Here is a 22,287-nt window from a genome sequence, read left to right as displayed (position 1 = left end):
CAGGGTGGACATGACCGGGGGACGGCGCACGCAGGCCGAGCGGGACGCGATGACCGTCGAGATCGGGTACGCGCTGGTCAGCGCCGCGTTCGTGGCGGCGGTGCTTTTCGGAGCAGTCGCCGGACCGGCCCTGTTGTTCGAACTGCCGGTCATCGTCGAGACGTTGCTGGTACGCGGGGCACTCGTGCTCGTGCCGGTCGTGTTCCTCGTCCGGGTGGTGACCGTGCTGTACCGGTACCGGCGGGAGTCGGGTCAGCCCAGCCAGCCGGGGCGCACCAACCCCGACTCGTAGGCCAGCACGACCAGTTGGGCCCGGTCCCGGGCGCCCAGTTTCACCATCGTGCGGCTGACATGGGTTTTCGCGGTCAGCGGGCTGACGACCAGGCGGCGGGCGATCTCGTCGTTGGACAGGCCGATGCCGACCAGGGCCATCACCTCGCGTTCCCGCTCGGTGAGTTGAGTGAGCGCGTCGGCGGTCGCCGGTTCCTTGGAGCGGGCCGCGAACTCGGCGATCAGGCGGCGGGTCACCCCGGGCGAGAGCAGCGCGTCGCCGTCGACCACCGCCCTTACGGCGCGCAGGAGTTCGTCCGGTTCGGTGTCCTTGACCAGGAAGCCGGAGGCACCGGAGCGGATCGCCTCGAAGACGTACTCGTCGAGTTCGAAGGTCGTCAGCATGACCACCTTCACGTCCTCAAGACCGCCGTCCCCGGTGATCCGGCGGGTCGCGGCCAGGCCGTCGAGCAGCGGCATGCGGATGTCCATCAGGACGACGTCCGGGCGCAGTTCGCGCACCGTGCGCACGGCCTCCTCGCCGTCGGACGCCTCGCCGGCCACCTCGATGTCCGGCTGCGCGTCCAGCAGCGCCTTGAAGCCGGCCCGGACCAGGGCCTGGTCGTCGGCGAGCAGTACCCGGATCACCGGTCGTCCTCCTTCGGCGTGACCTTCAACGGCAGTACCGCGAGCACCCGGAAGCCGCCGTCCGGGCGCGGGCCCGCCTCGATCGTGCCACCGAGCGCGGCGGCCCGCTCCCGCATCCCGGCCAGTCCGTTGCCGCTGCCCCCGACGTCCGCGCCGGTCGCGGGGCCGTCGTCGTCGATACGCAGCCGTAGCGCGCCGTCTTCGTGCCCGATGTGCACGCGCGCGTGCCGTGAACCGGAATGTCGTACGACATTGGTGAGGGCCTCCTGGACGACGCGGAAGGCGGCGAGGTCGGTGCCGGGCGGAAGGCGGGGCGGTGTTCCGTCGAGCGTGACGGTGAGGCCTGCGCTCGCCGCCTGCTGCACCAGTTCGGGCAGCCGGTCGAGGCCGGGGGCCGGGGCGCGCGGGGCGTCGCCCTGGGTACGCAGGCTGTCGAGGACCTGGCGGACCTCGCCGAGCGCCTCCTTGCTGGCGGCCTTGATGGTGGTGAGGGCCGTGCGGGCCTGCTCGGGGTCGGAGTCGAGGAGGGCGAGGCCGACGCCCGCCTGGACGTTGATGACGGAGATGCTGTGCGCGAGGACGTCGTGCAGTTCGCGGGCCATGCGCAGCCGTTCCTCGTCGGCGCGGCGGCGGGCCGCCTGGGCGCGCTCGGCGCGCTCCCGGGCCCACTGGTCGCGACGGGTGCGGGCCAGTTCGGAGACCGCGGCGATGGCCACCACCCAGGTGGCGACGGCCAGTTCACGGCCCCACGGCATCGCGTGGTCGTGCTGCGGGGGCAGCCAGCGGAAGAGCCAGTGCGCGACCAGGAGGTGCGCGGTCCAGAGCGCGCCGAGCGCGGACCAGGCCGCCCACCGGCGTCCCGCGACGAGCGCGCTGAAGCAGGCCAGCGCGACGGGCAGGAAGACGGGGCCGTACGCGTATCCGGCGCCGAAGTAGAGCACGGCGGCGAGCACGGTCCCGAAGGCCACCCCCACGGGATACCGGTGGCGCCACAGGAGCAGCGCCGATCCGGCGACGAGCAGCACGCGCGCGTAGAGGTCGAGCGGGACACGGTCGGGCTGGCCGTGCGAGGCGAAGCTGCTGCCGATCAACACGAACAGGGTGACCAGCACCGTGGAACGCCACGGCCACCGCGTCGGGGCCGCCACCTCGCCCCACGGCGGTCCGTGGCGCCACCACCGGGGCGGTCCCCCGCCGCGTACGCGCTGCTCGTCCATGCACGTCACGCTAGACGCCGGGCGGGGCCGAGGGCGTCAGCCGGACGGGGTGATCACGCGTACTTCCCGGGGAGTACGGGAGTACGTCCCCCGGTCAGCCTTCCGCGAGACCCACCGCGAGGGCGAGGCGTCGTACCGCATACCGAAAGAACGGCCCCCGGTCCTCCACCACGCGGCGGAACTGACCGAACAGCTCGAAGCTGACCAGTCCGTACAGCTCGGCCCAGGCGGCCACCAGGGCCACGGCCACGCCTGGCGGGAGATCACCGGCGAAGTCCGCGACCATGCGCTCCGCCTCGGGGTGGAGGTCGGCCGGGAACGGGGGCTCGGTCAGGGTGCCGGCCCGGTGGGCGTCCCGCGCGATGCCGATGAGGAGCAGGGCGACACGCGCGGCCGACGGCACGGTGCTCTCGGGCGCGACGTACCCCGGGACCGGCGAGCCGTGGATCAGCGCGTACTCGTGCGGATGCCCGAGCGCCCACCCGCGTACCGCCTCGCACACGGCGGTCCAGCGCCGCAGCGGGACCGCGTCCACGACCTCGGAGTGTGCCGCTTCCGCGGCCTCGCCGACGGAGTCGTACGCGTCGATGATGAGAGCGGTCAGCAGGTCGTCGCGGCTGGGGAAGTACCGGTACAGGGCGGAGGAGACCATGCCCAGTTCACGGGCCACGGCGCGCAGCGAGAGCTTCGCGGCGCCCTCGGCGGCGAGCTGTCTGCGCGCCTCGTCCTTGATGGCCGCGGTGACCTCGATCCTGGCCCGTGCGCGGGCGCCTTGTGTGGTGCTCATACAGGTGAGTGTCGCATGGATTCAGAGCAGTGCACACAAACGAGATCGGCGAACAAAAAAGAGAGCACCGCTCTTGCATTGGATCGGGAAGCCGATGCAGACTGTTCCCGAGAGCGAGAGCAGTGCTCACAAAAGTGAGCCGCGCTCTCCTGAACAAAGCCCAGGAGTCGTCATGAGCACCCACGTCCAGAAGCCCGGCTGGTTCACCGTGAACGTCTTCAACCGCGCCGTCGCCTGGTTCACCCGCCGCGGACTCAGCGTCTGGGGTTCACGGGTGCTGGCGGTCCGCGGCCGCAAGAGCGGCGAGTGGCGGACCACCCCGGTGAACCTGCTGACGGTGGACGGACAGCAGTACCTCGTCGCCCCGCGCGGGCACGTCCAGTGGACGCACAACATGCGGGCGGCGGGCGGCGGTGAGCTGCGGCTCGGCAAGAAGGTCGACACCTTCACCGCGACCGAGGTCACCGGCGACGACAAGGTGCCGCTGCTGCGCGCCTACCTCAAGCGCTGGAAGGCCGAGGTCGGGGTGTTCTTCGGAGGAGTCGGCCCGGACTCCTCCGACGACGAGTTGCTCCGGATCGCCCCCGACCACCCGGTGTTCCACGTCACGGTCAGGAGCTGACCTCGCCCTCCTCGGGCGCTACGACTTCCACCGGCTCCGCGTTCCTGCGGTCGACCGCGGTCAGCGCGCGCTGGGCCATCGGATGGCTGCGGACGAGTTCGCCCAGCGTCGTCGAGCCCCGGGTGATGTCCATGAAGGCCTTCCAGGCCGGCCGGAAGCCGGTGAGGGCGGCGTGGAACAGACCGGGGCGCTTCTCGAAGATCGCCAGCATGCTCTTGCCGACGCTCATCTCCACACCGAGCCCCGCCTTGATCGCGAACGCGTAGTTCAGCGCCTGGCGGCGGGTGTCCACGGCGTCGTGCGCCTCGGCGATCCGGACCGCCCACTCCCCCGCGAGCCGCCCCGAGCGCAGCGCGAACGAGATGCCCTCGCGGGTCCACGGCTCCAGCAGGCCCGCCGCGTCTCCACAGACCAGCACCCGGCCGCGCGACAGCGGTGAGTCGTCGGCCCGGCAGCGGGTCAAGTGACCGGAGGAGATGCTCGGTTCGAAGCCGGCGAGGCCGAGCCGGGCGATGAAGTCCTCCAAGTACCGCTTGGTGGCGGCGCCTTCACCGCGCGCGGAGATCACCCCGACCGTGAGCGTGTCCCCCTTGGGGAAGACCCAGCCGTAACTCCCGGGCATCGGGCCCCAGTCGATGAGCACCCGCCCCTTCCAGTCCTCGGCAACGGTCTCCGGCACCGGGATCTCCGCCTCCAGGCCCAGATCCACCTGGTCGGTCTTGACCCCGACGTGCGCCCCTATGCGGCTGGCACTGCCGTCGGCGCCGACGACGGCCCGCGCGAGGACCGTCTCACCGCCCTGGAGGACGACGGCGACCGTACGCCGGTCGGGCACCGCGGAGCCGTGCTGCTCGACCCGTGTCACGGTGACGCCCGTGCGCAGCTCGGCGCCCGCCTTCTGCGCGTGCTCGACGAGCTGCTGGTCGAACTCGGGCCGGTTGATCAGCCCGAACAGCATCTGCCGGGACCGCCGGGTCCGCGTGAAGCGCCCGTTGTTCGAGAACGTTATGGCGAACACCCGGTCCTTCAGCGGCAGTTCGAAGCCGGGGGGGAGGGAGTCGCGCGAAGGTCCGATGATGCCGCCGCCGCATGTCTTGTAGCGGGGCAGCTCGGCTTTCTCCAGCAACAGCACGCGCCGTCCCGCGACCGCCGCCGCATAGGCGGCCGAAGCCCCCGCGGGTCCCGCGCCCACCACGACGACGTCCCACACCCGCTGTTCGTCGCCCGCCGAAGAGTTCTCGCTGCTCACGATGGTCTACTGCTCCCGATCAAGCCGCTGCCGCACCTGTCCCCCGCATCCTACGGCGGACATCGCCACAGGCCGTTGTGGGAGGATCGACGGCATCATTCGTACAACGTCGCACCCACAAGGAGCGTGCCCATGTCGTCGAATCCGGTCGCCGAGACCGTCGCCTCGCTGATGCCCACGGCGAGGACCGAGCTCACCGAGCTCGTGGCTTTCCAATCGGTGGCGGACTTCGACCAGTTCCCGAAGAGCGAGAGCGAGGGCGCTGCACGCTGGGTCGCCGACGCCCTGCGCACCGAGGGTTTCCAGGACGTGGCCCTGCTCGACACCCCGGACGGCACACAGTCGGTCTACGGCTACCTGCCCGGCCCCGAGGGCGCGAAGACCGTGCTCCTGTACGCCCACTACGACGTGCAGCCGCCGCTGGACGAGGCCGGCTGGACGACCCCGCCCTTCGAACTGACCGAGCGCGACGGCCGCTGGTACGGGCGCGGTGCCGCCGACTGCAAGGGCGGCTTCATCATGCATCTGCTCGCGCTGCGCGCCCTCAAGGCGAACGGCGGGGTCCCGGTGCACGTGAAGGTGATCGCCGAGGGCTCGGAGGAGCAGGGCACCGGCGGCCTGGAGCGGTACGCCGAGGCACACCCCGAGCTGCTCGCGGCCGACACGATCGTGATCGGCGACACAGGCAACTTCCGGGTCGGGCTGCCCACGGTCACCTCGACCCTGCGCGGCATGACCATGGTGCGGGTCCGGATCGACACCCTCGAGGGCAACCTGCACTCGGGCCAGTTCGGCGGCGCCGCGCCCGACGCGCTGGCCGCGCTGATCCGCGTACTGGACTCGCTGCGCGCGAAGGACGGTTCGACGGCGGTCGACGGGCTCGCGGCGCACGCGACCTGGGACGGGCTGGCGTACGACGAGGAGCAGTTCCGCAAGGACGCGAAGGTGCTGGACGGCGTCGAGCTGACCGGTTCCGACGCGGTCGCCGACCGGCTCTGGGCGCGCCCGGCCGTCACGGTCCTCGGCATCGACTGCCCGCCGGTCGTCGGCGCCACCCCGTCCGTGCAGGCCGGTGCCCGCGCGCTGGTCAGCCTCCGCGTCCCGCCGGGCGTGGACGCGGCCGAGGCGACCAAGCTGCTCCAGGCCCACCTGGAGGCCCACACCCCGTGGGGCGCCCGTGTCAGCACCGAGCAGATCGGCCAGGGCCAGCCCTTCAGCGCCGACACGACGAGCCCGGCGTACACGGCGATGGCCGACGCGATGGCGGTCGCCTACCCGGGCCAGGAGATGCAGTACGCCGGCCAGGGCGGCTCCATCCCGCTGTGCAACACCCTCGCCGCCCTCTACCCGCAGGCGGAGATCCTCCTCATCGGCCTCAGCGAACCGGAGGCCCGGATCCACGCGGTCAACGAGAGCGTGTCGCCGGAGGAGTTGGAGCGGCTGTCGGTGGCGGAGGCGCTGTTCCTCCAGAACTACGCGGCCAACTGAGCGCGTTCTGAGGGGTGTTGGGGGTTCGAAGCAATGCGGTTCGTCTTCACCGGGCGGGTGATCGAGTGGCGCGGCCCTTCGCCGTACTACTTCGTCCCCGTGCCGGACGAGGAGTCGGCGGACATCCGTGAGGTCGCCGCCATGGCCTCGTACGGTTGGGGAGTGATCCCCGTCGAGGCGCGGATCGGCGGGGTCGGGTTCACGACGTCCCTCTTCCCCAAGGACGGCGGCTATCTGCTGCCGCTCAAGAACGCCGTGCGGAAGCCGCAGGGGCTTGGCGCGGACGACACGGTGAGCGTCGAGATGACCGTCCGGCTCGGCGCCGCCTGAACGAGGATGGGCGCATGTCCCGCACCGCGCGCATCGCCGCCCACAGTGACATCGCCACCTCCCTCGCCCTCCTCTCCGACCACGAACTCGCCGAACTGGTCGCGTCCGGAACGCCGTTGGGGTCCGGCATCGGCGGGCGCTCGGCGCTGATCGAGGTCGACGGCAGAAAGGTGTTCGTGAAGCGGATGCCGCTCACGGACCTGGAGCGGCATCCGGAGAACGTGCGGTCCACGGCCAACGTGTTCGGGGCACCCGCCTTCTGCCACTACGGCATCGGCGCGCTCCCCAGTCCCGGCTTCGGCGTCTGGCGTGAGCTGGCCGTCCACGAGATGACGACCAACTGGGTGCTGTCCGACCGCTTTTCGGGCTTCCCGCTGCTGCACCACTGGCGGGTCCTGCCCGACCCGGAGCAGCCGCTGCCCGACGAACTCGCCGACGTGGAACGGACCGTGGCGTACTGGGGCGCCGGACGTGAGCACATCGAGGCCCTGCGCACGGCGTCCGCGAGCCTGACGCTGTTCATGGAACACCTGCCGCTCACCGTCCACGACTGGCTGAACGCCCAACTCCGCACCGACGACGCCGACATCGCCTGCGCCCTCGTGGAGCAGGGCCTCGATGCCGTCACCGGCTTCCTCCGCGAGCGGCAACTCCTGCACTTCGACGTCCACTTCAGGAACATCCTCACCGACGGGCAGCAGCTCCATCTCGCCGACTACGGCCTGGCGCTCTCCCCGCGTTTCAAACTCGCGGCGGACGAAAGCGACTTCTACGACCGCCACCTCCACTACGACCGCGCCTACGCCTTCTCCTATCTGGTGCACTGGCTCGTCGTGGACCAGTACGGCTACGGGCCGGACGAGCGGCTGGAGTTCATCCGCGCGTGCTCTGACGGCAAGCAGCCCGAGGGCATCCCGGGTGCGGCCGCCGCGCTCATCTCCCGGTACGCCCGACTCGCTTTGACCGTGGGCGACTTCAACCGGCGCTTCATGGACGGGAGCAGGCTGACGCCGTACCCGTCCGCCGAGGAACTCGGCTACAACAGCTCCATGCTCTCCGCGTAGTGGCAGGCGACCGGGTTGCCACCACCCCGGTCCACCAGCGCCGGGGCCTCCTCGACGCACGACGTCCGTTCGCTGTCGGTGAGTTGGTTCGCGAACTTCGGGCAGCGGGTGCGGAAGCGACAGCCGCTGGGCGGGCGGACCGGGCTCGGGACGTCGCCCTGGATGGTGATCCGTTTCCGGGCGCGTTCCTTGCGCGGGTCGGGCAGCGGGATGGCGGAGACCAACGCCTGGGTGTACGGATGCGCCGGGCGGGCGAAGAGCTGGCGGGCCGGGGCGATCTCGACCAGGCGGCCCAGGTACATGACGGCGACCCGGCCGGCCACATGCCGCATCACGGACAGGTCGTGGGCGACGAACAGGAAGGACAGGCCGAGTTCGCTCTGCAGGTCCATGAGCAGGTTGAGAACACCGGCCTGGATCGACACGTCGAGGGCCGACACCGGTTCGTCGAGGATGACGACCTTCGGGCGCAGGGCCAACGCCCTTGCTATGCCGATGCGTTGGCGCTGCCCGCCGGAGAACTCATGGGCGAAGCGGTTGCCGTGCTCGGGGTTGAGTCCGACCAGCCGCAGGAGTTCGCTCACCTCGCCGCCCGCCCCGGCTCCGTACCGGCCGTGGATGCGCAGCGGCTCGGCGACGATCTCGTGGACGGTCATCCGCGGGTCCAGGGAGGCGTACGGGTCCTGGAAGACGATCTGCAACTCGCGGCGCAGCGGCCGCATCTGACGTCTGCTCAGCTTGGTCAGCTCGTGCTCCCCGTAGCGGACCTGGCCCGCGGTGGCCCGTTCCAGGCCGAGGACGGTGCGGGAGATCGTCGTCTTGCCGGAGCCCGACTCCCCCACCAGGCCCAGGGTTTCGTTCGCGTAGAGGTCGAAGGAGACCCCGCAGACGGCGTGCACGTCGCCGACGCGCCGGCGGATGACGCCCTTGGACATGACCGGGAAGTGTTTGACCAAGTCCCTTACCTGGAGGACCGGTTCGCCGGTGCCGCCGTGGCCGGGCAGCGGCGGCAGGGGGGTGGCGGCCTGCGCGGGCGCGGTCATACGGGGTCCTCCTCGGGGTTCGTGGCGGGCGCCGCGTCGGCGAAGCGGGCCAGGGCCTCGGCGTCCGCGCCGACCGCGTCGAAGACCTGGTCGGCGCCGGTGTCGACGAGTTCGTCGGCGAAGTGGCAGGCGCTGAGGTGCAGATCTCCGCCCGCCCTGCGCAGGACGGGTTCGTCGGTGTCGCACACGTCCCGGCGCATCGGACAGCGGGGGGAGAAGGGGCAGCCGGGTGGCAGGTTGAGCAGGCTCGGCGGTGATCCGCCGATGGGGGTGAGCCGTGCCTCCTCGCGGTCGAGGCGGGGCAGGGAGCCGAGCAGGCCCAGGGTGTAGGGCATGCGGGGGGTGTAGAAGATGTCCTCGACCGACCCGGTCTCCACGATCCGGCCCGCGTACATGACGGCGACCCGGTCGGTGTGGCCGGCCACCACTCCGAGGTCGTGGGTGATGAGGACGAGCGCGGCGCCGGTCTCGGCGCGGGCGGTCTCCAGCGCTTCGAGGATCTGGGCCTGCACGGTGACGTCGAGGGCGGTGGTCGGCTCGTCGGCGATGATCACGTCCGGGTCGTTGGCCATCGCGATCGCGATGACGACGCGCTGGCGCATCCCGCCGGACATCTCGTGCGGGTAGGTGTCGACGCGCCGCTCGGGGCTGGGGATGCCGACCGTGCCGAGGAGTTCCACGGCCCGTTTGCGGGCGTCCTTGTGGGTCATCCCGGGGTTGTGCCGGAGCAGGGTCTCGCTGATCTGATAGCCCACGTTGTAGACGGGGTTGAGCGAGGTCATCGGGTCCTGGAAGATCATCGCGATGCCGCTGCCGCGCAGGTCGGACAGGCGCGCGTCGGAGAGACCGAGCAGTTCCGTGCCCTCGAAGCGGACCGAGCCGCTCACCTTGGCGCCGGTCGGCAGCAGGCCCATGACGGCGAGGGCGGTCACCGACTTCCCGGACCCCGACTCGCCGACGATGCCCAGCGATTCGCCCCGGTCGAGCCGGTAGCCGACGCCGCGCACGGCCCGTACCGTCCCGTCCTCCGTGCCGAACTCCACGCTGAGGTCCTCGACTTCGAGCACCGCGGACGTCACGGGGACCTCGTGCACTCCATGACTCGTGGTCGTCACTGTCGCACCCTTTGCTGCCGGGGGTCGAAGGCGTCGCGCAGTCCGTCGCCGATGAAGTTGATGGTCAGCGCGATCGCGATGATGAACGCGCCGGGGATGTAGAAGAGCCAGGGCCGGGTGTCGACCGCCGTCTGCGCCTGGGAGACCAGCAACCCCAGGGAGGTGTCGGGCGGTTGGACACCGAAGCCGAGGAAGGAGAGCGCGGTCTCGGTGAGGATGCCGGTCGCCACCAGGATCGTCGCGTTGACGATGATCGGGCCCAGCGCGTTCGGCAGCAGATGCCGGAAGATGATCCGGGTGTCCGAGGCGCCGAGCGCCCGCGCCGCCTCGATGAACTCCTTCTCGCGCAGCGACAGCACCGAAGAGCGCACCACCCGGGCCACGTACGCCCAGGTCAGCCCGGCGATCACGATGGCGATCCAGTACCAGGAGCCGCCGGTGCGGGAGGAGATGACCAGGGCGATCGCGAACAGGGGCAGCGTAAGCACCAGGTCCGCGATGCGCATCATGACGGCGTCGACGATGCCCTTGTAGAAGCCGGCGACGGCTCCCCAGATCGCACCGAGGAAGGTGGAGCCGAGCGCGATCATGATGGCGATCTTCAGCGAGGTCTGGGTGCCGCGCATGACCTGTGCGTAGCCGTCGTAGCCCGAGGAGTCGGTGCCGAACGGGTGCTTCCAGGAAGGGGGTTTGGAGTTGTCCTCGGTGTACTTCGCGTACGAGTAGTGCCACAGGTGCGGACCGATGAACGCCCACAGGATGATCAGCAGGAACACGACGAGGCTGACCATCGCGGCCCGGTGCCGCACGAAGCGGCGCAGCACCAGCTGGGTCTGGGTGCGCTGTCGTACGGTGAACTCGTGGTCCCCACGGGGTAGTTGAGTGCCCGCGGACCCCGGTGCCTCGATGTCAGTCATAGCGGATCCTCGGGTCGAGTACGGCGTAGAGCAGATCGGCGATGAGGTTGAACCCGATGACGACGACGGCGGAGAGCAACAGCCAGGCCATGGTGCGGTAGACGTCGAGCGTGGTCGCCGCCTGGACCAGCATCTCGCCCATGCCGTGCCACTGGAAGATCGTCTCCGTGATCACCGCGCCGCCCAGGATGATCGCGATGTCGAGCGCGGTGACGGTGGCCAGCGGGATGAGGGCGGTGCGCAGCGCGTGCCGTGTCATCACCTTGCCGCGCCGAAGGCCCTTGGCGCGGGCGAGCCGTACGTAGTCGCTGTTGAGGACCTCCAGCATGGAGGCACGGGTGTAGCGGGTCCAGGACGCGAAGGAGACCAGCGCGAGGGTGATGGTGGGCAGGATGAGGTGGCCCACGTGGTCGGTGAACTCGTTCCAGGTGGTGTCGACTTCGAGGTACGGCGACTTCTCTCCGATGGTGCCGAGGAACTGGCTGCCGGTCTTCTGGTTGAACCAGATCCCGGCCTGCTTGAGCAGGACCGCGAACCAGAACACGGGCATGGCGAGGAAGAGGAAGCCGAAGAAGGTGATGGTGTAGTCGGCGGCGGAGTACTGGCGGATGGCGCTGAACACGCCGAAGACGACGGCCATGATCAGCGCGAGGATCATCGCCGCGGCGACCAGGGTGATGGTCACCTTGAAGCGGGTGAACAGGTCGTGTCCGATGTTCAGGTTGGCCTGCACGGACGGGCCGAAGTCGCCGTGCAGGACGCCGGTGATCCAGTTCCAATAGCGTTCCATGACCGGCTGGTTGGCGTGGATGTGCCGCGCGAAGGCGGTCACCGCCGCCTGGCTGGGCGCGGGTTGTCGTGAGGTGGCGAAGTTCGCCACCGGATCACCGGAGTTGATGACGACGAGGAACACGATGAACGTCGAGACGACGAGAACGGGTATGGAGACGAGGATGCGGCGCACGGTGTAGGCGAGCATGCGGTCTTCTCTCGGAGGCCGGCGGGTCGGTGATGCCGTCCCGGCCGGGCCCGGCCCCGGTGTCTGCGGGGACGGGCCCGGCGGGCGTGCCGGTGGAGCTGTTTCCTCTGACTGAGGGACTACTTCTTCAGGCCCCATTCACCGGTGTTGTAGGCCGGGCCCACGTTCGTGGCGTTGTTCCGCATGTTCACGAACCGCGTCTGCACGGCGAGGAACGTCGGCTTCTGGTAGAGCGGCAGGACGTAGGCGTCGTTCACCATGAGCTGGTCGGCCTGGTTGAGGAGCGCGGCGGCCTTCGTCGCGTCGGTCTCACCCACGGCCTGGGAGATCAGGGAGTCGGCCGTCTTGTTGCTGTAGCCACCGAAGTTGCCGCCACCGCCGGTGAACCAGTTCTGCTGGGCGCCGCTGCTCGGGAACGGTGCCGCGACCCAGGCGAAGACGATGATGTCGTACTGGTGCCCGGAGAGGACCGTGCCGAGGTCGGCGGCGCCGATCGGCTTGATGGTGACCTTGATGCCGAGGCTCGCCAGGTTGCTCTGCAGGATCTGGCACTCGCTCTGCCGGATCTGGTTGCCGGTGGTGTAGCGGCAGTTGAAGGGTCCGACGGCCTTGCCGTCCGGAGTCTTCAACGCCGTGCCCACACCGGTGAACTTGGCGTCCGTGAGGTACTTCTTCGCCTTGGTCAGATCACCCGACCCCTGGCCGGTGCTGGTGACCAGATCCTTGTAACCGGCCTGCCCGGGAACGAAGTTGTGGTTGCCGAGCGGCTTCACGGCCGGGTCGAACTGACCGACCGTCTTGGCGATGATGTCCTTGATGTTGATCGCCGTGAACATCGCCTGCCGCAGCGGCAGATACTTGCCGAGCACCGGGTTGTGCAGGTTGAGGTCGAAGTGCTCCCAGGTCAGCCCGTTGCCGATGGTGTAGGTGACACCGGGGATGTCCTTGACCTGGTTGACCAGGTCCACCTCGGGCTGCGGGTAGATCGCCTGAACCTCGTTGTTCTTGAGGGCGGTCGGTTCCTGGGTGGCGTCCGAGATCACCTTGAAGATCAGCCGCTGGAGAGTGGCCTTCTTCGCGCCGGTCCACTTCGGGTCGGGCACATAGGTGGCGTGGTCGTTGTCGACCCACTGCTGCATCTTGTAGGCGCCCGCGGTGGGGTACTTGGTGGGCGGTGTCTTCAGGAAGTACTGCCAGGCCTGGGCCATCTGTGTGGCCGTCATGGCGGTGGCGTCACCGACCTTGGCACCGGAGATCTTCTCCGCGGTGTGGGCCGGGTAGAGCGGATAGCCCGCGCCGAACAGGGACTTCCAGTCCGAGTACGGCTTCGTCATCACCAGCGTGACGGTCTTGCCGTTGTCGGAAGGCGTGAGGGACTTGATCCGGTCGTAGCCCGCGGTGCTCTGCGGCAGACAGCCCTTGGTCTGCGTGGAGTCGCTGGCGGGCGGCGGCGGGCAGTCCTTGCCGTTGTTGGTGCGCCAGTAGTAGATGAAGTCGTCGGCGGTGATGGGCGTCCCGTCGTTCCACGCCGCCTTCGGGTTGATCTTGTAGACGATGGTCTGCGGGCTGGTGCTGGTCTGCGTCGCCGAGGTCACCAGGTCGGTGTTGAGGGCGACGGTGAAGTCCGGTTGGGGTATGAACACCTGCGGCAGGACGACCTCCAGGGCCTCCCCGTTCTCGAAGGTGTTGCCGTTGACGTCCTGGACGTTCCACTGCTGGATGTTCTTCTCCAGCACGTAGGTGAACGTTCCGCCGGACTTGGTGGTGGCCGAGTTGCAGGTGTTGGCCTTGCCCACGGTGTTGCAGGACGTGAGCCCGGCCGAGCTGCCCTTGCTGGAGTCGCCGCCTCCGCCGCCACTGCTACAGGCGGTGAGCACCAGGACGAGCCCGGCGGCGAGTGTGAGGGCCCGGGTGAGGGCCGAGGATGGCACGCGCATGTTCCTCTCCTTCGACCGGCGAAATGTCCGGTCCCGTCGAGGCGGCCGGCGGCCGCGAGAGAACTGAGCTGCGCAAAGACGTTAGAGCTCCGACGTACCTTCTTCACGTTCCTGTTCATACCGGGAAGGCGACAATTCACCCTCGCTTTGTTATCGGAACGACCCACACCCCGCAAAGTCCCCAGGTGGTGTCCCCGAAAAGGCAAAGTCACGACCAACATCGTTGATCAGAGCGCAAATTGACAGGTCGTCAGCCGAGCGGTACGCCCGCCTCCAGATAGAGCGCGGCGCCGCGTTCCCGGGCCCTGAGCGCCCACCGCAGCCGCTCGTAGCGGACCGGCGGCAACAGGTCGGCGGCCTCCTCCTCGCTGGCGAAGCACCAGCCGCGCAACTCCGGCCCGGGCAGCAGCAGTCGGTCGGCCACGGCGGCGTCCAGCCGGCCGCCGTCGAAGAGGAGGCGCAGCCCGCCGTAGCCGGGCGGTGCGGGCGGTTCCCAGTCGACGACGAGCAGTCGGGGTACCTCGTCCAGCACGAGGCCGGTCTCCTCGGTGACCTCGCGCATACCGGCCCGGGCGGGTGCCTCGCCGGGTTCGACGACACCGCCGGGGAACTCCCAGCCGGCCTTGTAGGTGGGGTCGACGAGCAGCACGCGGTCCTGTTCGTCGAAGAGGAGCACTCCGGCCGCGAGGGTCTCGGAGGTGGGCTCCGGGGTCTGCACGATGTCGCACACGGGCACGGCACCGCTGCCGACGGCCTCGGCGATCCGGCAGGCCGTCTCGTACGGGGTGAGGGCACTGGTGTCGACGAGATGCGCGTCGGCGGTGAGCCAGGAGGCGAGCGCGGTGCGGTACGGCTCGATGTGGTCGTACGCCCATTGCCGCATCCGGATCTCGCCGTCGGGGAGGTCCGGTGGGACCTCCCGGCCGGCTATTCGCTCGCGCAGGATCGTTTCCGCCGGGGCGAGGAGCACATGCCGGACCGTGACCCGGCGGGCCGCGAGGCCGCCGAAGATCTCGTCCCGGTACTCCTGGCGCAGCAGTGTCATCGGGACGACGAGGGTCCCGCCGAGCTCGGCGAGCATGGCGGCCGCCGTCTCGATCACGAGCCGCCGCCAGATCTGCAGGTCCTGGAAGTCGCCGACCTCCGCGAGGTGCTTGGGCGGGAGCAGCTTCGGGAGTGCCCCGCCGATGATCTCGGGGTCGAAGAACGTGCTGTTCGGGATCAGGTCGATCAGTTCCCGTGCGGTGGTGGTCTTGCCTGCACCGAACGCACCGTTGATCCAGACGATCACGGACAGTTCCCCCTCTTCTCTTGGCCCCCTGAGGCTTGCCCGTTCCACCCTGCCACGGAAACCAGCCGCAGTTGAGGGCGTGCATACGACGGCGCCGGTGCCCCCTCCGACGGGGCACCGGCGCCGAGCTTTCCGACCGGTGTCAGCTGTTCTGTCCCAGGGCGTTCTCGTCGACGGCGAAGCTGCCGTCACTGACGAGGTGATCCATGGAGCCCACGGTGTCCTTGACGTTCAGATCGCCGAGTACGTCGTGGTCGTGCGAGTGCGACGGGGAGATCGCGGCGACGACGAAACCGGTGGCGAGGGAGGCGATGGCCAGCATGCTGCGCTTCTTCATGCCCCGTTCAACTGACGAAGCGCGCCGGGGTCACGCCCGGACCGGCCGCCGGGTGGAACCCGCCCCGTCCCGGGCCCGCCGTACGAGGTCGACGGCCGCTTCCGGCCACTGCGGATGGTCGAAGGTGAACCCTTCGGCCAGCAGCCGCCCCGGGACCACCCGGCGGCTCTTGAGCAGGAGTTCGGTGTCCGAGCGCAGCGCGAAGGCGCCCAGCTCCGCCATCCACTTGGTGGCGGGCAGCCCCACCGGGACGCCGCGGGCGGCGCGCAGGACGCGCATGAAGGCGCGCTGCGGGAGCGGTCCGGGGGCGGCGAGGTTCACCGGTCCGGCGATGTCGTCGCGGTCGAGAAGGAACTCGACCGCGCGGACGAAGTCCTGGTCGTGGATCCAGGAGATGTACTGGGCACCGCCCGCGACCGGACCGCCGAGCCCGAGCCGGACCATCCCCGACAGGACGTCGAAGACACCGCCCCGGTCGGGGCTCATCACCATGGCGGCGCGCAGGGCGACCTTGCGGGTGTGCGGGGTGTCGGCCCGCTCCTGCTCGCGCTCCCAGTTCCTGGCGATCTCCACGCTGTAGGACCAGTAGTCCGGTACGTCGGGTTCGGCGCCGCCGATCACGCCGGTGGCCTCGTCGTTGGGGGCGTCGTAGCGGTGGGCGTAGACGGTGGCGGTGCTCATCTGGAGCCAGACGCGCGGCGGGTGCGCGGCGGCGGCGATCGCCTCGCCGACGACCCGGGTGGAGCGCACGCGCGAGTCCATCATGGCCTTCAGGTTGGCGGGGGTGTAGCGGCAACTGACGCTGCGGCCCGCCAGGTTGATCACGACGTCGCTGCCGTCGATCTCCCGGGCCCAGGTGCCCGGCCGCTCGCCGTCCCACCACACCTCGCGGTCGCGCGTCGGCCGCCTGGTCAGGACGACGACCTCGTGGCCGGCCTCGGTCAGGGCGCGTTCGAGGATCGCGCCCACCTGTCCCGTGCCGCCGGGAATGACGATCTTCACCGGGCTCCCCCTTCCGATCGGGCTGTTCGGGAGTGAGCCTAGCGCAGAAAGTTGAACGTGTTCAAAACTTGCGCGATGGAAAGTCGAACAATAAATACGCACCTCTTCCAACAGAGTTCGACACGTCCTACCGTAATCGCGCACATGGCATGCACAGGAAGTGATCCCATCTCTCGCGAGTCCGGAGGAACGTCAGCATGCGTCAGCCCCACACCCGCACGACCCGCCGAAGAGCATTCGGAGCGCTCGCAGCAGGGCTGTTGTGCACGGCGGGCCTCGCCGCGCCCGCAGTCGCGGCCCCCGTGCAGGACCCCCTCTCCCCCGCCCTGGCCGACGGTCAGGCACTCACACCTCCGATGGGTTTCAACAACTGGAACTCCACCCACTGCCGTGCCGAGTTCAACGAGTCCATGGTCGAGGGCATTGCGGACCTCTTCGTCAGCAAGGGCCTGAAGGCCGCCGGTTACCAGTACGTCAACCTCGACGACTGCTGGGCCCTGCCGTCCCGGGACGCCGACGGCAAGCTCGTCCCCGATCCGGTCCGCTTCCCGCACGGCATCAAGGCCGTCGCGGACTACGTGCACTCCAAGGGGCTCAAGCTCGGCATCTACACCAGCGCGGGCACCAAGACGTGCAACAGCGCGGGATTCCCGGGCGGCCTGGGCCACGAGTACAGCGACGCGCAGCAGTTCGCCGACTGGGGCGTGGACTACCTCAAGTACGACAACTGCAACAACCAGGGCGTGGACGCCAAGTTGCGCTACAACACGATGCGCGACGCCCTGAAGGCGACCGGCCGCCCGATCGTCTTCAGCATCTGCGAGTGGGGCGAGAACAAGCCCTGGGAGTGGGCCGCGGACGTCGGACATCTGTGGCGCACGACCGGTGACATCAGCGACAACTGGGGCTCGATGCTGTCGATCCTCAAGCAGAACCTGCCACTTGCTCCGTACGCCGGCCCCGGGCACTGGAACGACCCCGACATGCTGGAGGTCGGCAACGGCGGCATGACGGACACCGAGTACCGCTCGCACTTCTCGCTGTGGTCGATCATGGCCGCGCCGCTCCTCATCGGCTCCGACCTCCGTACCGCGACCGCCGCGACCTTCGACATCCTCGACAACAAGGAGGTCATCGCGGTCGACCAGGACCCGCTGGGCAAGCAGGGCAACGTTGTCACGTCCGAGGGCGGACGCTGGGTCGTCGCCAAGCCGATGCGGGACGGCAGTCGTAGCGTCGCGCTCTTCAACGAGTCCGGCAGCGCCCAGCGCATCGCCACGACCGCGGCGGCCGTCGGCCTCCCGAACGCCAAGGCGTACACCCTGCGGGACCTGTGGCAGCACCAGAGCTACAACACCGCGGGCACGATCTCCGCGACGGTCCCGGCCCACGGCACGGTCCTCGTACGGGTCTCCGCCGACCGGCACGCGATCAAGAACCCGCCCGCCGTCGAACTCGGCCTGGACAGTGCCCCGTTGGTCCAGGCGGCCAAGCCGACCGCACTCACGACGACGGTCACCGACCTCGGCCGTACGACCGCCGAGCACGTCTCGGTGAGCCTGACCGGGCCCGCGGGCTGGAAGGTGCGGGCCAAGTCGTCGACGACCGCCAAGGCCGTAGCCACAGGCCGGTCGCTGCGCACCAGGTGGACGGTCACCGCTCCGGCGGGGACGCCGACGGGGTCGTACGACCTGACGCTGAAGGCGAGTTACCGCTCACCGAGCGGTACGCGCGTGACCGACACCCTGCCGTTCACCGCGTCCGTGGTGGTCGCTCCCCCCGCGGGCACCTCGTACCTCGGCGACCTTCCCTGGATGTCGACGACCAATGGATGGGGGCCCGTCGAGCGCAACACCAGCAACGGGGAGAGTGCCGCCGGGGACGGTCATCCGATCAGTCTCGGCGGGGTCGTGTACGCCAAGGGGCTGGGCGTACACGCCGCGAGCGACGTCGAGTACTACACCGGGAAGACGTGCGAGAAGGTCACCGCGGACGTCGGTGTGGACGACGAGAAGGGGGCCAACGGAACCGTCGCCTTCGAGATCTGGGCGGACGGTACGAAGGTCGCCTCCACCGGCGTCCTCACCAACGCGATGCCCGCCCAGCCGATCACGGCGGACGTGACCGGCGCCCAGGTGGTCCGACTCGTCGTCACCGACGGTGGCGACGGGATCGACTCGGACCACGCGGACTGGGCGGACGCTCAACTCACCTGCTGATCGGGGTCGTCGGCCGCTGAACGAACGTTTCCGCCGGTCGGTGCCTCACACCACCCCGGCCGCGGTCGTGCTCGTCCGCCCGGCGAGCGCGGCCGCGGCCGCTCCCACCAGCCCTGCGTCCGTGCCCATTTGGGCCGGCGTCACCGTCAGACGCTGCACGAAGGACAGCGTCGCGTAGTCGCTCAACGCCTTGCGCAGCGGGGTGAAGAGCACGTCGCCCGCCTTGCCGACGCCGCCGCCGATCACGGCGATGTCGATCTCGACCAGGGTCGCGGTGGCGGCGATCCCGGCGGCGAGGGCCTGCGCGGCCCGCTCGAAGGAGGCCACGGCGATCGGGTCGCCCGCGCGGGCGGCGGCGGCCACCGCGGCGGCCGAGGTGTCGCCGTCCGGGCCCGGCAGCCAGCCGTTCTCGACCGCCCGCCGGGCGATGTTGGGACCGCTGGCGATCCGCTCGACGCAGCCGCGCGAACCGCACGGGCAGGCGTCGCCGTCCAGGTCCACGCTGATGTGGCCGATGTGGCCCGCGTTGCCGGTGGGTCCGGGGTGCAGCTGCCCGTTGAGGACGAGGCCGCCCCCGACTCCCGTGGACACCACCATGCACAGCGCGTTGGCGTGCCCGCGCGCGGCGCCCTGCCAGTGCTCGGCCGCGGTGATCGCCACGCCGTCGCCGATCAGCTCGACGGGCAGGTCCCCGGTCGCCGCGCGCACCCGCTCGACGAGCGGATAGTCGCGCCAGCCGGGCACGTTGACCGGGCTCACGGTGCCGGCGGAGGCGTCCACGGGACCCGCGCTGCCGATGCCGAGGGCGCTCGCACGGGACCACGAGGGCGATGCGGTCAGCTCGGCGAGCACCTCCTCCACGGCTCGCATCACGGTGTCGCCGTCGTCCTGCGAGGGCGTCGGGCGCTGCGCGCGCACCAGGATCTTGCCGTGGCCGTCCACCAGCGCCCCGGCGATCTTGGTGCCGCCGATGTCGAGCGCGGCCACGAGGTCGGTGTGCATCACAGTGTCAGATCTCCCCGTCAAACATGAGAACCACCAGAAGGTGAGTTGGGCCGGTCTCGCGGTGGGGGCGCAGGCCGGAGATATTCGGTGGACAGTCTCTCTCGCATATGACAACGTTGTCCAGGCTCTATGCTCGACGCCACATCCTCATACAAACCCATGGACCTATGCATCCCCCGTGGACGACAGGACAGGACAGCGCATCGTGCCAGAGACCGCCCGCCGCCCCGAGAACCGCTACGGCAACCGTCCGACCATGAAGGACGTGGCCGCGCGCGCCGGTGTCGGCCTGAAAACGGTGTCGCGCGTGGTCAACGGCGAGCCGGGCGTCACTCCCGACACCGAGCGCCGGGTCCAGGAGGCGATCGACGCCCTCGGCTTCCGCCGCAACGACAGCGCCCGCGTCCTGCGCAAGGGCCGCACGGCCAGCATCGGCCTCGTCCTGGAGGACCTCGCCGACCCGTTCTACGGCCCGCTCAGCCGCGCCGTCGAAGAGGTCGCCCGCGCCCACGGTGCCCTGCTCATCAACGGTTCCAGCGCCGAAGACCCGGACCGCGAGCAGGAGTTGGTGCTGGCGCTGTGCGCGCGGCGCGTGGACGGTCTTGTGGTGATCCCGGCCGGGGACGACCACCGTTATCTGGAGCCGGAGATCAAGGCGGGCGTCGCGACGGTCTTCGTCGACCGCCCGGCCGGCCAGATCGACGCGGACGTCGTCCTGTCCGACAGCTACGGCGGCGCGCGCGACGGCGTCACCCATCTCATCGCCCACGGCCACCGGCGCATCGGCTTCATCGGTGACATGCCCCGTATCCACACGGCTGTTGAGCGACTGCGTGGTTACCGGGCCGCCATGGAGGACGCGGGGATACCGGTCGAGGACGCGTGGATGTCCCTCGGCGTGACCGACCCTGTGCGGGTGCGCCGGGCGGCCGAGGAGATGCTGACCGGCCCCTCCCCCGTGACCGCGATCTTCGCCGGCAACAACCGTGTGACGGTCACCGTCGTCCGGGTCCTCGCCGAACAGGCCCGTCGGGTCGCCCTGGTGGGCTTCGACGACTTCGAACTCGCCGATCTGCTCCAGCCGGGCGTGACCGTCGTCGCCCAGGACTCGGCGACCCTCGGCCGTACGGCCGCGGACCGCCTCTTCCGTCAACTGGACGGCACGCTCATCGCCCCGGAACGCATCGAGTTGCCGACCCGGTTGATCACCCGGGGCTCGGGCGAGCTGCCGCCGTCGGACTGAGCGGGGGGTGAACGACCCTGTGGGCGGCAGTAGGTTGCGTCCATTGCTTACGTTGGAGGAGCTGGGGCTGGCGGGGGCGCCGCGCGAGGATCCGCTCAGCTACCCGGGCGTGTGGCCCGCCACGTCCGGACTCCTCGTCGGGGACCTGCTGTTGCCCCTCGACGACCGCGTCACGTACGAGGACCGCACTCCGGTGCTCGCGATCGGCTCCAACGCCTGTCCCGGCCAACTCCGCCACAAGATGGCGGAGTTCGAGATCACGTCTCCCGTCCCGATGGTGAAGGTACGAGTCACGGGCATCGAGGTCGGTGTCTCGGCGCATGTGAGCCGCGTGGGGTATGTGTCGGCGTCGCCGGTCAACTCTCCTGGTGTCGTACGGGAGTTGTTCGTGACGTGGTTCGACGCGCGGCAGCTTGCGGTGGTGGACGCGAGCGAAGGGGCGTACGACCGGGCGTGGTTGTCCGGGGCCGAGTTCCCAGTCGCGCTTGGATCAGGGGCGTTGATGCGGGGCGCGTACGTCTATGTCAACCGGCACGGTGTCCTGCATGACGGTACGGGTGTGCCGCGTCGGCATCCGGGCGAGCGGGCGCTGCTCACCGAACTGCTGTGTGGATCGGCGGAGTTGAGGATGCTGTTCGGGCGGACACCGGAGGAGTTCTGCGCACGGGCGCGTGCGGACCGGGAGTTGTGCGAGCGGGGTACGCGGGTGTTACGGGAGGTGGGGCTGGTGACGGAGTCGGGGTTGGAGGGCTTCGTAAGGCCTCAACTGCCCTGAGGCTCCGATGCAGTGAGGCACTGAGGGCACAAGGGCACTGAGGCTGTGATGCCATGACGCCCTGGTGGCCTTAGCAGACCGGCAGTCCCGGGACCGGATCGTCGTTGCCGCCGCCCTTGATGTAGACGTCGCTGACATAGACGTCGGTGTTGCCGCTGTCGTCGTCCGTCTTGGCCCACCAGACGTTGGTCCACTGGCCGTACGTCTCGCGGCGGCCCATGTTCTGTTGGCAGAAGAAGTAGTTGGTACCAGCGCCGAGGACACCGACTTCGGTGCCGGACGCGGTGTAGGACTTGGCGCTGCGCCACACCTGGCAGTTGTACTTGCCGCTGCCGATGGGCTGGCAGGCGGGGGCAGGGCTGGAGCTGGGAGTGGCTCCGCCGGTCGTCGGGTCGCTGCCGCCGCCGGCCTCGGACTTGGTCGGGGTGGCGTTGGGAGTCCGCCCGTCTGCCGCGTCCTCCCCCTTGCCTGTGTGCTGCTGCGTCGGCGCCTGGGCCCCGTCGTCGCCCTGACCGGTGGGCTTGGCGTCGCCCGAGCGGTGAGCGCCCGTGGGCCCGGTGGGCGAGGCCGGACCGACCACGTCACCGGCCGGAGCGGAGCGGCTGGGCCGCGAAGCGGCCGTACTGTCCCCGGAGTTGCCCATGCGAGCGACGAACACTCCAGCACCGGCGAGGACGGCGGCGACGACTGCGGCGGCTATCAGAATGCGGGCCTTGTGGCGGGGTGCGGCTGGCGGGCGGGCGGTCATG

21 protein-coding genes and 1 pseudogene are annotated in these 22,287 nt (G+C 69.9%); 8 read left to right on the top strand and 14 right to left on the bottom strand.

Annotation, left to right across the window (positions count from 1 at the left end; translation table 11 throughout):
- Nucleotides 1-4 precede the first annotated feature (4 nt).
- On the top strand, nt 5-292 hold the full coding sequence (locus JHN63_RS21415; RefSeq protein WP_200682728.1) for a DUF6332 family protein: 288 nt from the start codon (nt 5-7) through the stop codon (nt 290-292).
- Here the strand turns inward: JHN63_RS21415 and JHN63_RS21410 are convergent.
- The 3 genes from JHN63_RS21410 to JHN63_RS21400 form a co-directional block, all read right to left on the bottom strand.
- A complete protein-coding gene (locus JHN63_RS21410) occupies nt 253-918 on the bottom strand; it encodes a response regulator transcription factor (protein WP_200682727.1) in 666 nt (221 codons plus the stop codon). The two genes, JHN63_RS21415 and JHN63_RS21410, sit on opposite strands and share 40 nt — an antisense overlap.
- Nucleotides 915-2,135, bottom strand: coding sequence for a sensor histidine kinase (locus tag JHN63_RS21405; protein ID WP_200682726.1), 1,221 nt, complete (start codon nt 2,133-2,135; stop codon nt 915-917). The genes JHN63_RS21410 and JHN63_RS21405 overlap by 4 nt, the downstream gene beginning before the upstream one ends.
- A 94-nt stretch (nt 2,136-2,229) precedes the next feature.
- Nucleotides 2,230-2,922, bottom strand: a complete 693-nt coding sequence (locus JHN63_RS21400) for a TetR/AcrR family transcriptional regulator (RefSeq protein ID WP_200682725.1) — start codon at nt 2,920-2,922, stop codon at nt 2,230-2,232.
- Between the two features lie 172 nt (nt 2,923-3,094).
- On the opposite strand from JHN63_RS21400, the gene JHN63_RS21395 reads away from it, so the two are divergent.
- The gene (locus JHN63_RS21395; protein ID WP_200682724.1) at nt 3,095-3,544 is read left to right on the top strand and encodes a nitroreductase family deazaflavin-dependent oxidoreductase; all 450 of its coding nucleotides are present in this window, start codon (nt 3,095-3,097) and stop codon (nt 3,542-3,544) included.
- Here the strand turns inward: JHN63_RS21395 and JHN63_RS21390 are convergent.
- Nucleotides 3,534-4,793: a geranylgeranyl reductase family protein gene (locus JHN63_RS21390; protein ID WP_200682723.1), complete on the bottom strand. Its 1,260-nt coding sequence runs from the start codon at nt 4,791-4,793 to the stop codon at nt 3,534-3,536. The genes JHN63_RS21395 and JHN63_RS21390 overlap by 11 nt on opposite strands.
- A gap of 132 nt (nt 4,794-4,925) precedes the next feature.
- Here JHN63_RS21390 and JHN63_RS21385 point away from each other — a divergent pair, with 132 nt between their 5' ends.
- The 3 genes from JHN63_RS21385 to JHN63_RS21375 are packed head-to-tail and all read left to right on the top strand — an operon-like array spanning nt 4,926 to nt 7,675.
- Nucleotides 4,926-6,281 carry a dipeptidase gene (locus JHN63_RS21385; protein ID WP_200682722.1) on the top strand — a complete coding sequence of 452 codons (1,356 nt, stop codon included), beginning with the start codon at nt 4,926-4,928 and terminating at the stop codon, nt 6,279-6,281.
- Nucleotides 6,282-6,314: 33 nt separating this feature from the next.
- Nucleotides 6,315-6,611, top strand: coding sequence for a DUF1905 domain-containing protein (locus JHN63_RS21380; RefSeq protein ID WP_200682721.1), 297 nt, complete (start codon nt 6,315-6,317; stop codon nt 6,609-6,611).
- A gap of 14 nt (nt 6,612-6,625) precedes the next feature.
- On the top strand, nt 6,626-7,675 hold the full coding sequence (locus tag JHN63_RS21375; protein WP_200682720.1) for a protein kinase family protein: 1,050 nt from the start codon (nt 6,626-6,628) through the stop codon (nt 7,673-7,675).
- Here JHN63_RS21375 and JHN63_RS21370 read toward each other — a convergent pair.
- The 8 genes from JHN63_RS21370 to JHN63_RS21335 form a co-directional block, all read right to left on the bottom strand.
- Nucleotides 7,648-8,718: an ABC transporter ATP-binding protein gene (locus tag JHN63_RS21370; RefSeq protein WP_200682719.1), complete on the bottom strand. Its 1,071-nt coding sequence runs from the start codon at nt 8,716-8,718 to the stop codon at nt 7,648-7,650. The two genes, JHN63_RS21375 and JHN63_RS21370, sit on opposite strands and share 28 nt — an antisense overlap.
- Complete coding sequence (locus JHN63_RS21365; protein WP_200682760.1) at nt 8,715-9,812, bottom strand: ABC transporter ATP-binding protein; 1,098 nt, start codon at nt 9,810-9,812, stop codon at nt 8,715-8,717. The genes JHN63_RS21370 and JHN63_RS21365 overlap by 4 nt, the downstream gene beginning before the upstream one ends.
- A 17-nt stretch (nt 9,813-9,829) precedes the next feature.
- Nucleotides 9,830-10,750, bottom strand: a complete 921-nt coding sequence (locus JHN63_RS21360; protein ID WP_200682718.1) for an ABC transporter permease — start codon at nt 10,748-10,750, stop codon at nt 9,830-9,832.
- Nucleotides 10,743-11,729 carry an ABC transporter permease gene (locus tag JHN63_RS21355; RefSeq protein ID WP_200682717.1) on the bottom strand — a complete coding sequence of 329 codons (987 nt, stop codon included), beginning with the start codon at nt 11,727-11,729 and terminating at the stop codon, nt 10,743-10,745. Before JHN63_RS21355 ends, JHN63_RS21360 begins: the two co-directional genes overlap by 8 nt.
- A gap of 119 nt (nt 11,730-11,848) precedes the next feature.
- Nucleotides 11,849-13,666 (bottom strand): ABC transporter family substrate-binding protein, encoded by a 1,818-nt coding sequence (locus JHN63_RS21350; protein WP_200682716.1) that lies wholly within the window; start codon nt 13,664-13,666, stop codon nt 11,849-11,851.
- Nucleotides 13,667-13,916: 250 nt separating this feature from the next.
- Complete coding sequence (locus tag JHN63_RS21345) at nt 13,917-14,957, bottom strand: NUDIX domain-containing protein (protein WP_200682715.1); 1,041 nt, start codon at nt 14,955-14,957, stop codon at nt 13,917-13,919.
- 142 nt (nt 14,958-15,099) lie between these two features.
- Complete coding sequence (locus JHN63_RS21340) at nt 15,100-15,294, bottom strand: hypothetical protein (protein WP_200682714.1); 195 nt, start codon at nt 15,292-15,294, stop codon at nt 15,100-15,102.
- A 30-nt stretch (nt 15,295-15,324) separates the two neighbouring features.
- Nucleotides 15,325-16,296 (bottom strand): TIGR01777 family oxidoreductase, encoded by a 972-nt coding sequence (locus JHN63_RS21335; protein ID WP_200682713.1) that lies wholly within the window; start codon nt 16,294-16,296, stop codon nt 15,325-15,327.
- A gap of 197 nt (nt 16,297-16,493) precedes the next feature.
- Here JHN63_RS21335 and JHN63_RS21330 point away from each other — a divergent pair, with 197 nt between their 5' ends.
- Nucleotides 16,494-18,515, top strand: a complete 2,022-nt coding sequence (locus JHN63_RS21330; protein ID WP_200682712.1) for an NPCBM/NEW2 domain-containing protein — start codon at nt 16,494-16,496, stop codon at nt 18,513-18,515.
- Between the two features lie 45 nt (nt 18,516-18,560).
- On the opposite strand, the gene JHN63_RS21325 is transcribed toward JHN63_RS21330, so the two are convergent.
- Nucleotides 18,561-19,517 (bottom strand): ROK family protein, encoded by a 957-nt coding sequence (locus tag JHN63_RS21325; protein WP_200682711.1) that lies wholly within the window; start codon nt 19,515-19,517, stop codon nt 18,561-18,563.
- A gap of 208 nt (nt 19,518-19,725) precedes the next feature.
- Between JHN63_RS21325 and JHN63_RS21320 the strand changes: the two genes are divergently transcribed.
- Together JHN63_RS21320 and JHN63_RS21315 are read left to right on the top strand one after the other, a co-directional pair.
- Nucleotides 19,726-20,763 (top strand): LacI family DNA-binding transcriptional regulator, encoded by a 1,038-nt coding sequence (locus JHN63_RS21320; RefSeq protein ID WP_200682710.1) that lies wholly within the window; start codon nt 19,726-19,728, stop codon nt 20,761-20,763.
- Nucleotides 20,764-20,806: 43 nt separating this feature from the next.
- On the top strand, nt 20,807-21,538 hold the full coding sequence (locus JHN63_RS21315) for a hypothetical protein (protein WP_374222934.1): 732 nt from the start codon (nt 20,807-20,809) through the stop codon (nt 21,536-21,538).
- 70 nt (nt 21,539-21,608) lie between these two features.
- Here JHN63_RS21315 and JHN63_RS53985 read toward each other — a convergent pair.
- Nucleotides 21,609-22,287 (bottom strand): annotated as a pseudogene (locus tag JHN63_RS53985) (serine/threonine protein kinase); the annotation flags it as partial.

The organism is Streptomyces sp. MBT65 (genome assembly GCF_016612545.1).
Taxonomy (GTDB): Bacteria; Actinomycetota; Actinomycetes; order Streptomycetales; family Streptomycetaceae; genus Streptomyces.
Note: the sequence above shows the minus strand (reverse complement) of the source record. Positions and strands in the feature narration are given on the sequence as shown.